General features: G+C 68.3%; 9 protein-coding genes and 1 pseudogene. 1 reads left to right on the top strand and 9 read right to left on the bottom strand.

The annotated features are described in order from the left end of the window. Positions 1–245 precede the first annotated feature (245 nt). The 4 genes and pseudogenes from BBK82_RS38155 to BBK82_RS38140 all read right to left on the bottom strand — a co-directional run bounded on the left by BBK82_RS38155 (position 246) and on the right by BBK82_RS38140 (position 7,031). Positions 246–1,034: an SDR family NAD(P)-dependent oxidoreductase gene (locus BBK82_RS38155; RefSeq protein ID WP_218920469.1), complete on the bottom strand. Its 789-nt coding sequence runs from the start codon at positions 1,032–1,034 to the stop codon at positions 246–248. Then, positions 1,031–2,038, bottom strand: a pseudogene (locus tag BBK82_RS38150) (zinc-binding dehydrogenase); the annotation flags it as partial. The gene BBK82_RS38155 and the pseudogene BBK82_RS38150, both read right to left, overlap by 4 nt. Before the next feature lie 466 nt (positions 2,039–2,504). Next, a complete protein-coding gene (locus tag BBK82_RS55080) occupies positions 2,505–5,264 on the bottom strand; it encodes a glycosyl hydrolase (protein WP_154697756.1) in 2,760 nt (919 codons plus the stop codon). Between the two features lie 321 nt (positions 5,265–5,585). Next, positions 5,586–7,031, bottom strand: coding sequence for an aldehyde dehydrogenase (locus tag BBK82_RS38140; protein WP_065919282.1), 1,446 nt, complete (start codon positions 7,029–7,031; stop codon positions 5,586–5,588). 71 nt (positions 7,032–7,102) lie between these two features. Here BBK82_RS38140 and BBK82_RS38135 point away from each other — a divergent pair, with 71 nt between their 5' ends. Then, positions 7,103–8,098 carry a GlxA family transcriptional regulator gene (locus BBK82_RS38135; protein WP_065919281.1) on the top strand — a complete coding sequence of 332 codons (996 nt, stop codon included), beginning with the start codon at positions 7,103–7,105 and terminating at the stop codon, positions 8,096–8,098. Between the two features lie 594 nt (positions 8,099–8,692). On the opposite strand, the gene BBK82_RS38130 is transcribed toward BBK82_RS38135, so the two are convergent. From BBK82_RS38130 to BBK82_RS38110, 5 genes are read right to left on the bottom strand one after another with little or no spacing between them, the layout of a single operon-like run. Continuing rightward, complete coding sequence (locus BBK82_RS38130; protein WP_065919280.1) at positions 8,693–9,682, bottom strand: ABC transporter ATP-binding protein; 990 nt, start codon at positions 9,680–9,682, stop codon at positions 8,693–8,695. Next, complete coding sequence (locus BBK82_RS38125; RefSeq protein WP_083268446.1) at positions 9,679–10,560, bottom strand: ABC transporter permease; 882 nt, start codon at positions 10,558–10,560, stop codon at positions 9,679–9,681. The genes BBK82_RS38130 and BBK82_RS38125 overlap by 4 nt, the downstream gene beginning before the upstream one ends. Continuing rightward, on the bottom strand, positions 10,560–11,540 hold the full coding sequence (locus BBK82_RS38120) for an ABC transporter permease (protein ID WP_065919279.1): 981 nt from the start codon (positions 11,538–11,540) through the stop codon (positions 10,560–10,562). The genes BBK82_RS38125 and BBK82_RS38120 overlap by 1 nt, the downstream gene beginning before the upstream one ends. After that, the gene (locus tag BBK82_RS57005; protein WP_065919278.1) at positions 11,537–12,565 is read right to left on the bottom strand and encodes an ABC transporter ATP-binding protein; all 1,029 of its coding nucleotides are present in this window, start codon (positions 12,563–12,565) and stop codon (positions 11,537–11,539) included. The genes BBK82_RS38120 and BBK82_RS57005 overlap by 4 nt, the downstream gene beginning before the upstream one ends. Beyond that, a complete protein-coding gene (locus BBK82_RS38110; protein ID WP_237047797.1) occupies positions 12,562–14,214 on the bottom strand; it encodes an ABC transporter substrate-binding protein in 1,653 nt (550 codons plus the stop codon). The genes BBK82_RS57005 and BBK82_RS38110 overlap by 4 nt, the downstream gene beginning before the upstream one ends. Between the last annotated feature and the right edge of the window lie 193 nt (positions 14,215–14,407).

Raw genomic sequence — 14,407 nt, 5'->3', positions numbered from 1 at the left:
GCCCGTCGATCTCGGCCACGTGGTCGTCGATCTTGACGTAGATGTGCGGTGAGAAGGGTGTTCAGGCCGGTCTGCACGGACCGGATTTGAACACCCTTCGTCTGTCTCCAGGTACCACCACCGCGCTGCCGGACGGAGTGCCGCTGATCGCCGTCACCGCTTGACGGGCCACCGTCCATACGCTTGTTCTCGCGCGGGGAACGGCCGGAAGACGTTGCCCGGGGTAGACGGGATCGTCTTCTTCGTCAGCGCCGGGAGCCGGAACAGGGGCCCGACGAGTCGGTCACAAAGCCCCGGCAGCAAACGGAACGCCGTGATGATGAATGGGTTGGTGGGGCCGACCGGCACCGAGACGTGCCGTCGCGGCCGGTCGGCCAGGCGGACGATCGCGGCGGCGACCCGGTCGGGCTCAAGACCGGTGGCCGGGTCGCGCGGCCGGTGTGGTTGGCGGCCTGGTCGTACACCGGCGTGTTGATGCTGCCAGGACCCACGATGCACACGTGCACCCCTGGTTCGTCACGGGTTTCCTGTTGCATGGTCCGCAGTACGGCGCGCTGTCCCCACTTGGCCGTGGCGTAGGCACCCATGTGCGGGACGGTGATCGATCCGAGCAGCGAGTTGACCCCGACGAACACGCCGGTGTGCTGGCGGCGCAGCACCGGCAGCACGGCCTGGGCGAGGTGGAGCGTGCCGTGGATCGCGGTGTCGACGACCGCGGTGAACACCTCCGCGGGCATCGTCTCCACGGTGCTGTAGCCCATCACCGTCGCGCTGTGCACCACGACGTCGATGCGGCCGTGCAGTTCCAGGGTCTTCGCGACGATCCGGCCGGCGCCACCGGGGTCGCTGATGTCGTCGACGATGACGTCCACCGCGGCGGCTCCGACCGCGCGGCAGGTCTTCTCCGCGGCGTCGAGGGCCTCGCCGCTGCGGGAGACCAGGACCACGGCGTCCTCGCGAGAGGCGAACGCCGTCGCGGCGGCCAGGCCGATCCCGCTGCTGGCACCCACCACGAGCACCACCTTGCCGGTCATGGGCTCAGCACGACCTTGATGCAGCCGTCGCTCTTGGCGCGGAACATCTCGTAGCCCCGCGCGGCCTCGGCGAGCGGGAGGCGGTGCGTGGTCAGGTCCAGGGTGCCGAGCGGTCGGCCGGGTCGAGCACGAGCGGCAGGATGTCGTCGGTCCAGCGGCGCACGTGGGCCTGGCCCATCCGCAGCTGGATGCCGCGGTCGAACATCTCCATCATGGGCATCGCGTCCAGTTCTCCGCCGTAGACACCGGAGACCGACACCGTGCCACCGCGCCGCACACCCTTGAGCGCGGCGTGCAGGGCGTCCAACCGGTCGACGGCCAGCTTGTCGACCACCTTCTGCGCCAGCGCGTCGGGCAGCAGTCCGGCAGCCTTCTGCGCCGTGGCCACGAGCCCTCCGCCGTGGGCCTCCATGCCGGCGGCGTCGATGGTGGCGTCCGGGCCGCGGCCGTCCACCATCTCGGTCAGCGCGGCGGCCACCTCGTCGGAGCCGCCGAAGTCGGCAAGATCGACAGGTTCGGCGCCGTGCCGTTCGGCCAGCGCGAGGCGTTCGGGCGCCCGGTCCACGCCGATCACGCGGCCGGCACCGAGGTGCCTGGCGATCCGCACGGCGAACTGCCCGACCGGGCCGAGCCGAGCACCGCCACGGTGCCGCCGGGTGGCACGTCGGCGTAGCGCACGGCCTGCCACGCGGTCGGCAGGATGTCGGACAGGAACAGGAACGCTCTTCGGGCGTGCCGTCCGGGACGACGATCGGCCCGAACTGGGCCTGCGGCACACGCAGATACTCGGCCTGGCCGCCGGGCACCGAACCGTAGAGCGAGGTGCAGCCGAACAGGCTCGCGCCCTTGCCCTCAGCGCGCACCTGCGTCGTCTCGCACTGCGCGAACAGCTCACGCTCACACATCCAGCAGTGACCGCAGGAGATGTTGAACGGCACCACGACCCGATCGCCCACCTTCAGGTGACCGCTCGCAGCCGAACCAACCTCCTCGACGACGCCCATCGTGGGGCCGTCGCGGCATCCACGGCAGGCCGCATCGTGCACCGCGGCGGCAACCGGAACCACCTCCGGCCGCTGGGCCTGGCGAGCTGGTTGCCGCCGCGTCGAGTGGTGTTCGCCCAGAGGAAGAACTTTTTCCACCAGCGGCGGCTGGACACCGTGGGCGCCCACCGCTCGCGCCCGCGCGGGAATCCCCACCCTGCAGTACGGCCCTGGCGACGTCAGGCTCGCGCACGGTCCGCAGGAACAGGTCCGCAGGAACAGGTCCGCATGAGCGAGGTCCTCACCGTCACCAGGGCGCTGGTACTCGCCACACTGCGCGCGGTCGGCGCGGAGTGATCGCCTGAACGCGCGAAGGTGGGCTGGTAGGACACGGCCACGACGATCGCCGCGATGGCGACCGTCGTGGCCGTGATCCCGATGACTTCTCGTGACCTCGTGCTTGCACCTCAACCGGTGAGGCGGCGGATCACTGCCCGAACGAGAACCAGTTGACGTTGACGAAGTCGGCCGGTTGCCCGCTCGTGAAGGTCAGGTAGACGTCCTGCTTGCCGGTCAGCGGTGACATGTTCGCGGGCACGGTGCGCCAACTCTGCCAGCCGCCGGTGTTGCCGACGGCGAACGAGCCGAGCACGGTGCCGGTGGGACTGCCGGTTCGGACCTCCACCAGGCCGCTCACGCCGCCGGCGGCGCCGCTGGCGACCCGTGCGGTGAACTGCCGGCCGGTGGCGGAGCCGAAGTCGACTCCCCGGAACAGCGCCCAGTTGCCGTTGCCGAGCCCGGCGATGTTCTGACCGCCGCCGGTGTCGGTCGTGGTCTCGGTGAACACGCCGCTCTGCCCGTCGAACGACTCCGCCTGGATGGACGCGAACGCGTTCCGGCCGCCGGGCGGGTTCGTGGTCGTCGTGGTGGTCGTGGTCGTCGTTGTGGTGGTCGTCGGCGATGTCGGGTTTACGCCGCCGCTGCCGGAGTCGGTGCCGCTGCCCGCCGGACCGCGCCACGCGGTCGAGGACGCCGGGACGGACAACGTCTGGCCGTCGGAGAAGCTCACCGTGGCCGTGGTGGTGCCGGGGTTGTAGGCCACGTAGGTCCGCGCGCCGTTCTTCGCCAGCACCGCGTACGTCGGGACGCTGGCGGTGACGGAGTGGTCGGGCGTGCCGTAGGTGTTCAGCGACGTGATCCAGTGGTAGGCGTGCGCCCTGGAGTCACCGGCCTCTGGTTCGAGGCCGCCGCCGTAGTTGGCGAGGGCCTGCGCCGGGTCGGCGATGGCGAGGAACTCGGTGATGACGTCCTTCCACTCCACCTCCGTGCCGCCGTTGGCCGCGCGCATCTCTGCGATGTTCTGCAAGATGTCGGCCTTCCACGCCCCGTGGTACAGCGAGCCACCGGTGATCGGCAGCATGTTGATGCCGTGGATCTCTTCGGGGTTTGCGGTCCACCACGTGCCGTACGTGCCACCGGCACCCCAGACGATGCCGACCGTGCCGTGGTTGAACCCTGCCGGGAAGACGGCGTTGTCCTTGTTGAACCAGTACTGGCCGATGGCGGCCTGCTGGGTCGTGTAGAGGTAGATGCCCGCGTCGCGCAGGGTGTTGTCGCCGGTCGCCTGGCCGAACAGCACGGCGGCGGTGGCGAACATCATCGACTCCGAGGAGGACTCCTCGTTGTTGCCGTGTGCGAAGCCGGCGTGGCCCGAGGCCCAGTTCTGTCCCGCGTACGCGTCGAACGAGCGCAGGAACGGGAACCGGCTTTCCGAGCGGTCGTAGTTGTTGGCGTCCTTGACGAGCATCTTGATCATGCCGCCGTAGCGGGCGTCGGACGCCCACGCCGGATCGTGCTGCGCCACGATCGCCGCGGCCAGGATGTAGTAGCCGTAGTGGAAGTGGTGGTCGTTCAGCTCGCGGTCGGACCCGAACGACGCCGGGTAGCCGATCAGCGTGTCCCAGGTCGAGTCGTAGGCGAAGTGCCTGCCTGCCTCGCCGGGGGTCGCGGTGAGCCAGTCGGTGAGACGGTCGCGGACCATCGCGATGAGCCGGTCGCGGCCCGCGGTGTAGCCGATCTGGTTCGCGATGCGGGCGAGGTTCGACAGCCGGTTGAGTGCTTTGCCGGTCCAGTAGGTGTCCGTCGCTCCCTTCCACGGGTCCGCGGCGTTGAGCTCGGCGTCGATCTCGTTGCGCAGCCTCGTGGTGTCGGCCTGCGACGAGAGCGGCAGCGCGGGCAGGACGCCGCTGAACGCCTGGCGCGTGGTGAACGAGCCGCCTTCGCGCAGCCGCATCTCGCCGCGCGGCGAGGTGTAGCGGTGCGCGGTCACCGCGTCGGTGGTGTTGAGCCACTGGTGGCGGTACAGCGCCTGGAGCGTGCCGGTCTGCGTGCCCTGCCTGGCCACCGTGGTCGCCGAGTAGGTCGCCGACGACTGCGCCGTGCCCGCGTTGTACGACCAAGACACCTTGGTGTCGGTGACGAACGAGAAGGCGTACTTCTGGAACAGCGCCAGTGCGTCGCGGGAGGGCAGCAGCGCGACGGAGAAGAAGGCCGCGGCCGAAGTCGCCTCGGATCCGGACACCGTCCAGGCCGACGGCGAGAACAGGGCGTACTCGTGGCCGTTGATCGTCACCCCGAGGACTCCGGGAGTGTTGCTCCACACGGTGGCGGCCGCGTTGAACGCGACGCGGGCGTTGCCGCCCGTCGCCTCGGCGTGGACGAACGGCAGGCCGTGGCCGATGGTGGCGCGCAGGGTGCGACCACCACCGGTCCACAGTGGACTGACGGTCCAGTCCGACCAGCCGTCGACGGCGACACCGGGTGCGTTGAGCCCGGCGACGCCGACGAACAGGTCGTCGCGGTGCAGCATCTCGTAGGCGGTGCCGTTGGAGACGACGGCCGCGGTGTTCGGGTACCCGACGCCGAGGCCTTGCGCCTGGGCGTGGAACGACATCGGGTGGGCGTACAGGTTCTCGCCGTACGGGTTGCCCGCGTAGCGCTGCCACACCAGGGACGACCACCACTCGTTGGTGGGCACCGGCTGGCCCGCCATGCGCGCGGTCACCTTCGGCGTCACGGGAGCGCCGTCAGAGTTGGACGGCCCGGCGGCACCCGCGGGCCGCTCGGTGGCGTAACTACCTGCTCCGACCGTGACCGCGTTTGCGGCTGGGGGGATTATCAGGGTGATCGCGGTGGCCGCGGCCACCGCGGCGGCGAACGCCGCCAGACGTGGTCGGGTCGAACGCACAGGAACCTCCAGCGGAGCGACAGGGACTCACACTGTGAGAGCGCTCTCACATTATCGATACGGTAAACCCCATGTGTCCGACTGTCCACGATTTGTTTCGTTCTTGCGTCTTGCCGCAAGAATCAGGACCACTCCGAAGGAAGGCTGTGCGAGTCGTGCGCGCCAGGCAGCGGTCACGCTCCGACCATCGGTGCGCAGGTTGGCCAATGGCCGTCCGGCCACAGCTCCACCGCGACCGTGACCACCACCGAGACCCCTCGGCCGTCGGGCCAGCTCCACCGCGTGCTGTTCATCAGCGTCTCCTCTTCGGTCGGGGTCGCATCAGAGGTAGACGGACTTGAGGTCCTGGTAGCCGGCAAGGCCCTCGGGTCCGAGTTCCCGGCCGATGCCACTGGCCTTGACCCCGCCGAACGGCGCGATCGGATCGGTCATGTACCGGTTGACGCCGAACGAGCCGGTCCGGACCCGGCGGGCGATCTCGAGGCCGTGCTCGGCGTCGCGGGTCCACACTGACCCGGCGAGGCCGAACTGGGAGTCGTTGGCCAGGCGGACGGCTTGCAGCTCGTCGTCGTAAGGGGTGATGACGAGCACCGGGCCGAAGATCTCCTCCTGAGCGATCACCTGCCTGTTGTCCACGTCCGCGAAGACGGTGGGCTCCACGTACCAGCCGCGGTCGAGGTGCGCGGGTCGGCCGCCCCCCACGGTCACCCGCGAGCCTTCGGCCCGGCCCTTGGCGATGTAGCCCTCCACGCGGTCGCGTTGCTGTTCGCTGACCAGGGGACCGACGTGGGTGTCGAGGTCGAGGGGGTCGCCGACGGTCAGCGAGGCTGCGAGCGCCGACACCGCCTCGACGACCTCGGCGTAGCGGCTGCGCGGCGCGAGGATCCGCGTGCTGGCGAAGCACGCCTGGCCGTTGTTCAGCAACGTCGCGGCGACGAACTCCTGCTGCACCGCCTTGGAGTCGAGATCGGCGTCCTCGAGCACGATGGCCGCGGACTTCCCGCCGAGCTCGAGGGTGACCGGCCGCAGCAGGCGTCCGCACGTCTCGGCGATCGCGCGGCCGGCCGAGCTGGAGCCGGTGAAGGCCACCTTGTCGACGCCGGGGTGCGCCACCAGATATGCGCCTACCTCGCGCCCCGCAGGAACGACGTTGACGACACCGTCCGGAACCCCGGCATCGGCGACTGCCTCGGCGAACAGCACCGCGTCGAGCGCGGTCTCCGGTGAGGGCTTCAGCACCACCGTCGCGCCGGCCGCGAGCGCCGGCGCGTACTTGCCCGACGCCAACGTCTGCGGGGCGTTCCACGGGGTGATCGCGGCGACCACGCCGACCGGCTCGCGCCGCACCACCGCCGGGCGGCCGAGCAACCCGTCGCGGCGCTCCTCCACCGGGACGCTGCAGGCGAGGTCGGCGTAGTAGCGCAGCAGCATGCTGGGCACCGCGCCCTCCAGACCCCGCGAGAGGGTCAGCGGCATGCCGTTCTCGCTGCTGATCAGTCGCGTGAGCTCATCGGCGCGGGCGTCGAGCGCGTCGGCGAGTCGGCGCAGCACCGCCGCCCGATCCGTGGGCGCCCACGTCGACCACCCGCACGGGTCGTCGAACGCGCGCCGCGCGGCCGCGACGGCGGCGTCCATGTCGGCCTCCCGGCCGAGCGGCGAGGTGCCGAGAACCTCCTCAGTGCTGGCGCTGGACACGGTGACGCGGTCAGGCGAGCTGGGCAGGACCCACTCACCGCCGATGAAGAACGTCTTCTGCTCTAGGGGCACCGAACCAGTGTGGGGAGCGCGATCCCATCAGCGGGAGTGGCCCGAAAGACATTTGACGTAACATTCGGGCCATGTCGCACCACGTCGTCGTCCTCGCCCTCGACGGCGTCAAGCCGTTCGACCTCGGTATCCCGGCCCAGGTGTTCGGGCACGCCCTCGACGCCGCCGGCGAGCCCCTGTACCGCGTGTCGACCTGCTCGATCGGCGGTCGGCCGGTGCGGACGAACCAGGACTTCACGGTGAGCGTCGCGCACGACGAGTCGGTTCTGGCCACCGCGGACACCGTCGTGGTCGCCACGCAGGACAGCCGTCGTGAGCACCCCGGGCCCGGCGGGCTCAGTGGCGAGCTGTCCGCCGTCCTGGCCGCGATTGCCCCGGAGACTCGAATAGTCAGCTTGTGCACGTCGGCGTTCGTGCTCGCCGCCGCAGGGTTGCTCGACGGGCAGGGCGCGACAACGCACTGGGCCCTGTGCGACGAGTTCGCCCATCGCTTCCCGCTCGTCGACGTGAACCGGAACGTCCTTTTCGTCGACAACGGACGCATCCTGACCTCGGCGGGCGCGGCGGCCGGCATCGACCTGTGCCTGCACCTCGTGCGGCGCGACCACGGTGCGGCGGTGGCCAACGCCGCGGCGCGGCGGTGCGTGGTCGCTCCGTGGCGCGAGGGGGGCCAGGCCCAGTTCGTCGAGATCCCTCTGCCTGACCATGCGGACAGCTCGACGACGGCCACCCGCCAGTGGGCGCTCGAGCGGCTGGCGGAACCACTGACCCTCGCTGACCTGGCCCGGCACGCACGGATGAGTGTGCGCACGTTCACCCGTCGATTCCGGGCCGAGGTGGGGCAGAGCCCCCAGCAGTGGGTGGCTCAACGGCGCGTGGACCACGCCCGCCAGCTCTTGGAGACCACGCAGCTCAGCGTCAGCGAGATTGCCCGTGCGACGGGTTTCGCTGATCCTGTGGTTCTGCGCAAGCATCTACGTTCCTGTGTGGGGCTTACACCGAACGCCTACCGCCTGGCGTACTCGTCCACGCGGCCGATGGCCGCGGCCGGGCTCGACAGGGTGTGACGGCGTCGGTCATCGCGCGTCGAGCTTGGCAGGGACCGGTTCAGCGCGTCGAGGACGAGGTCGACCTCGGCCAGGGAGTTGGCGGCGGATACCTGTAGTCGCAGCCGTGCCTTGCCGCGCGGACGATCGGGAACGCCGGGGCGGTGACGAACACCTCGTCCCGGCGGAGCGCCGCACCTCGGGTGACTGACGGTGTGCTGATCGTCGACGACACCGGGTTCCGGAACCGTGCCCGCCGGTGCTCGATGGCCGTCTGCGCAACCGTGAGAAAGCACGCCGCCTCTACGAACGCACTCGCTGACGTCTCGCGCTGGTGAATGCGCGTCCCCCACGAATCGGCATCGGTTTTTCGCTCGTGCAGATGCCCTGCAAACGGGCATGCGGAAAGCATTGGCGAAGGCGATGAACTCCAGGGCATCTCCTTGCGTTTGTCCGCTTCGGATGTTCGACCGCCACCCTCAACAGAGTGGTGGAAGCGCCTCCGCGGTTGACGGCGGCCGCGGAAAAGGCCGGGCCGCACCACAGCCGCCGGATTCGTGTGAGCGCTGAACTGATGAGGTCAGGCGATACGGGCTACGTGGGTTCTGCGGCGGTTCACCTGACGGCAACCGGGTGCAGCCAGCAAGCTACCGAACGGTTGCCGCTGCTCTGTCCCAAAGCTGGTGTGCGCTTGTCGCAGACGTCCATGGCGCGAGGGCACCGCGGGTGGAACGCACACCCGCTCGGCATCGTCCGAAGATCGGGCGGTGAGCCCGGGATGCCTGACAGCTCCCGCTTCTCTCCCTTCAACGCGGGAAACGATCGCAGCAAGCCGTCGCTGTAGGGGTGCAGAGGTGAGCGGTAGAGATCGGCCGACATCGCCTCCTCGACGACCTGGCCCGCGTACATGATCGCGATCCGGTCCGAGAACTCGGCCAGCAACGACAGGTCGTGAGTGATGAACACGACTGAGAACCCCAGCCGCTCGCGAAGCTCCACGAGCGTGCGCAGGATCTGCCGCTGCACCACCACGTCCAGCGCGGTGGTCGGTTCGTCCATGATCACCACTCGGGGTTCCAGCGCGAGCGCCATCGCGATCATCACCCGCTGCCGCATCCCGCCGGACAGCTGGTGCGGGTAGCTGTGCAGCCGGTCGGCCGCGATGCCGACCAGTTCCAGCAGTTCGCCTGCCCGGTCCTGCCGAGAACGCGGTGACGTCCTGGGCGAGTGCGCCTTGATCACGTCCACCAGCTGGGTGGAGATCCGCTGTACGGGGTTGAGCGAGTTGATCGCCCCCTGGAAGACGATGGCGATCTCCGCCCACCGCAGCCGCCGCAGGTCTGCGTCGCGGATTCGCAACAGGTCGACGGTGCTGCCGTCGTCGAGGTGATACGTCACCTCGCCACCGGCGACCACCCCCGGCGGTGGCAGCAGCCGGGTCATGCCGTAGGCCAGCGTGGACTTGCCACTGCCCGATTCTCCTGCCAGGCCGAGCACTTCGCCGCGGTGCAGCGTCAGATTCACGTCGCGGACCGCGCGCACCGACTCTGGGCCGACGCCGTAGTCGACGTTCAGTCCGCGCACTTCGAGAATGGGTTCCTTCATGACTTCTCCTTGGCGAGAACCGGGGTGAAGCCGACCCGCATCCGCACCCCGCGCATCGAGAACCGGGTGCGCAGGCGTGGGTTGACGTACTCGTCGATGCCGAAGTTGACCAGTGACAACGAGGTGCCGAGCAGTGCGATCGCGAGGCCGGCGGGGACGAACCACCACCACGCGCCCTGAGCGAGCGCCTGTTGTGACTGGGCCCAGTAGAGCACCGTGCCCCAGTTCCACCCGCCTGCGTCGGACACGCCGATGAACGCCAGTGTGATTTCGGAGACCACCGCGAACAGCACAGTGCCGACGAAACCGGACGCGATGACGGCCGTGAGGTTCGGCAGGATCTCGAACAGGATGATGCGCCACGTCGCCTCGCCGTTCGCCCTTGCCGCCTCCACGTAGTCGCGCTTGCGCAGCGACAACGTCTGCGCGCGCAACACCCGTGCGTTCCATGCCCACGACGTCAGCCCGATCACCAGCGCGATCGTGAGGTTGCTGGTCTGGGGCAGTGACGACGTGATGATGACGATCAACGGCAGGGCCGGGATCACCAGGAACACGTTCGACAGAGCGGAAAGGCCTTCCGCTGCCGACCCGCTGAGGTAGCCGGCGGTGATGCCGATCAGCACGGACAGCGCGGTCGCGACGATACCCGCGACCGCGCCCACGACCACGACGCTGCGCGTGCCGACCAGCACTTGGCTGAAGATGTCCTGGCCCAGGTGCGTGGTGCCGAACCAGTGCTCCGGCGACGGTGGTTGCAACAACGCGTTGCTGCGCGCGGACGGGTCGAATGGCGCGAGCCACGGGCCGACCACCGAGAGCACGGCGAACACTCCCAGCATCACCAAGCCGGTGAGCGCCTTGGGGTTGGTGCGCATCAACCCTCCCTGCGGGTGCGCGGGTCCAGCGCGAGGTAGGCGACGTCCGCGAGGAGGTTCGCCAGCAGCACGGACAGCGTGATGACGAGGAAGATGCCCTGCAGGAGCGGGTAGTCCTTGGCTCCGACGGCCTGGAACAGTTGCAGGCCGAGACCGGGGTAGGAGAACACGATCTCCACCAGCAGGGTGCCGCCGACGATGAACCCGAGCGCCAGGGCGAAGCCGGACACGTTGGGGAGCAGCGCGTTGCGGGCGGCGTAGGCGAGCATCACCCGTCGTTCGGAAAGTCCCTTGGCGTGCGCGACGGTGACGTAGTCGTCCGACGACACGGTCACCATCATGTTGCGCATGCTGAGGATCCAGCCGCTGATGGATGACACCAGGATCGTGAACCCTGGCAGCAGGGCGTGCTGGACGGTGCTACCGATGAACTGCCAGTCCCAGTTCGGCACCAGGCCGATCCCGTAGGCACCTGACGCGGGGAAGAAGCTGCCCGGACCGGTGAGCAGCGCGATGGCCACCAAACCGAGCCAGAAGTAGGGGATGGACGAGACGAACGTGGTGACCGGAATCAGCGTGTCCGCCCACGTGCCGCGCCGCCAGCCCACCACGGCGCCCGCCGCCGTCCCGAGCAGGAACCCGATCACCGTCGTGATGCCGACCAGCCCGACGGTCCACGGCAGCCCGTCGCCGATCACGTCCGACACCGGGCTCGGGAAGAACGTGAACGACATCCCGAGGTCGCCGCGGAAGAGCTGGCCGAGGTAGGAGAAGTACTGACTCGCCAGGCTCTCGTTCTTGTCCAAGCCGAAGAGGACGTAGAGCGACCTGACGGCCTCGCTCGTCATCTGCCCGCGCTGCTTGGTGATCAGCGCCTGCACCGGGTCGCCCGGGATCATCCTCGGCACGAAGAAGTTGATCGTGATCGCCGCCCACGCGGTGAGCAGGTAGAAGCCGATCCGCTTGAGGAGATAGCTCATGCCTCCTCCCGGTACAGCCAGCACGCCGCGAAGTGCCCGTCGCCGAGCTCGAACCGCGGTGGGCGGTCCGTGCGGCAGACGTCCATCGCGAACGGGCAGCGCGGGTGGAACCGGCAACCCGACGGCGGGTCGATCAGGGCCGGCGGCTCACCGGCGCCGCCGTCCTTCTCGTCCACCGCGGGCCGGTCCGGGTCCGGTGCCGACTCGATCAACAGCTGCGTGTACGGATGTGCCGGCCTCTGCGTGACGGTCTCGCTGGCACCGCCCTCGACCACCTGCCCGGCGTACATCACCACCGTCTCGTCGGCGAAGTAGCGAGCTGACGCGATGTCGTGCGTGATGTAGAGGATCGACAAGTGCAGCCGTTCCTTCAAGTCGCGCAACAGGTTCAGCACACCCAGCCGGATCGAGACGTCCAACATGGACACCGGCTCGTCCGCCAGCAGCACCTCGGGACTCGCCGCCAGCGCTCGCGCGATCGCGACGCGTTGCCGCTGACCGCCGGAAAGCTCGTGCGGGTATCTGTCGAGGTAGCGCTGCGCGGGCGTCAGGTGCACGCGGGTCAGCAGCTCCGCGAGCGACGTCTCCAGGTCGTCGCCGCGGTTGCCGTGGATGGTGAGCGCTCTGGTCAGGTGGTAACGAATGCTGTGCACGGGGTTGAGGGAGGCGAACGGGTCCTGGAAGATCATCTGAACGCGCCGGCAATATGCGCGGAATCGCCGCCCGCGCGTCAGGCCCCGCTGCACGGCGACCACCTGGCCGTGCAGCCGGATCTCACCGGATGACAGCGGGTACAGCTGTGCAAGCAGGCGCGCGACTGTCGACTTGCCCGACCCCGACTCGCCGACGAGCGCGGTGACGCTGCCCTTGCGCAGCTGAAGCGACACTCCCTCGACCGCGCGCACCGCTTTCTTCGTTCGTGACAACGGCGTTCTGATGGGGAAGTACTTGGTGAGGCCGTCGGCCTCCAGAACGATCTCGACGGAGACCGGCCTGGAGACCGCCGGAGCTGCTTCGGCCGTCACGAGGAAGGCCTCAGCTTCATGACGATGTCGAGTGCGTTCTCCAGCGTCGGTTGCGCAGGTGCGTACTGGTCCTGCTCACTCGGCCAGCCCACCCAGTTCTTGGTGCTGTACTGGCCTCCGCCGTTGGCCGCCGAGGTGATGATGACCGGCATGTCCTGGACGAAGATCTTCTGCAGCTCCTGCAACGCCGCGGTGCGAACCGACTCGTCGGCGGCGTTGGAGAAGTCGTCCAATGCCTTGGTGGCGGCCGGGTTCTCGTAGCGGCCGTAGTTGCCGTTCACGCCGGACTGTCCGATCGGCTTGTACAACGCGCCATCCATGATGGACTGGTAGATGTCATAGAGTGTCAGGCCGTTGTTCGTCCAGTGCATCGCGGCGCCGAAGTCGCCGGTGTCGAGCGCTTTGGTCCACGCGTCGGCGTTCTGCAGGTTCACCGTTGCCGCGATGCCGATCTTGGCGAAGTTGTCTTTGATGATCTCCAGGTCGGTGACGTAGTCCGACCAGCCGGTGGGAACGGTCAGTGTGATCGTGACCGGCTGACCGTCCTTGCCCTTCAGGGTGGTGCCGTCGAAGGTGTAGCCGGCCTCGGTCAGCGCCTTCTTCGCGCCCTCGACGTCGACGGTCACCTTCTTGTCCTTGAACTGCGGCGCGATGAAGGACTCACCGGCGGGAGTGGGGATGCCGGTGATGTTGTCCACCTTGGGGTAGAAGTAGCCTGCCTCGCCCTGGGTGAAGATGTCGTCGCGGTTGACCACCATGTTCGCCGCACGCCGCAGTGCGGGGTCGTCCCACGGCTTGGCCTTGGTGTTGAACCACAGCCCGTGGACACCGAGCACAGGCGGGAACCACAGCTTGTGGTTCTGCGGGTCCTTGCTGGTGTACGCGGCCTGGTAGTTGGGGATGAACACGAAGCTCCACTCGGCGGCGCCGGTGGCGAGCGCGTTGGTCTGCGCGTTGTTGTCACTGTAGGAGGTGTAGCGCAGCTCCTTGACCTTCGGGAGCTCCTGCCAGTACTTGTCCCTGATCGACAGCGTCACCGCTTGCGGCGTGAAGGACTTCAGCGTGTACGGGCCGCTGCCGATCGGTTGCTTCAGCGTCTCGGTCGTCGGGTTGGCGAAGGTCGACCACTGGTGCTTGGGCACCACGAACTGTTCGAGGATCTTCTTCTGGTTGACGTACTGCGACTTCGGGAAGCCGACGGTGACCTCGTTGCCGGAGAAGGAGATGTCCCGGTATGGCACACCTTCGATGTTCAGCCCGGGGTTGTTCTTGAGCAGTTCGAAGGTGTACGCCACGTCCTCGGCCGACAGCGGCTTGCCGTCGGACCACGTCACGCCGTCACGGATGGTGAGAGACAGCTTGTGGAAGTTGTCCGACCAGGTGAACTTCGTTGCCAGCCAGGGCTTCGGCTGATCGGTCACCTTGACTTCGTTGACCATGGCAAGCGGTTCGAAGAGCAACCGCCGATAGCCGAGGGACGAGGACGCCGACGAGTTGAGGAACGGGTTGTTGTTCTCCGTTTGCGGTCCGTTCGGCATGCCCACGTTCAGCACACCGGCGGAGTTGCCGGCACTACCTGGGTTGGTGGCCGAACAGGCACCGGTGAACGCCAGGGCGGTCGCGGTGACGGCAGCGCAAACACGCCTCATTCTCATGGAAACTCCTTGTTCTCCAACGGAAGCGAGAAGAATCAAGTGAGCGCTGAAGCGAAGTGACCGCGCGTGCCATCGCGGGTGAGGCCTGGGAAGCCCTCTGGTCGCCGTAGAGTAGACGCCTGTCCTCGTCGGCAAGTCAATAACGAAGAGGTCACGAACCGAGGCTTATTTTTAGCCTCGAAGTAAC

The organism is Lentzea guizhouensis, assembly GCF_001701025.1.
Lineage (GTDB): Bacteria > Actinomycetota > Actinomycetes > Mycobacteriales > Pseudonocardiaceae > Lentzea > Lentzea guizhouensis.
Note: the sequence above shows the minus strand (reverse complement) of the source record. Positions and strands in the feature narration are given on the sequence as shown.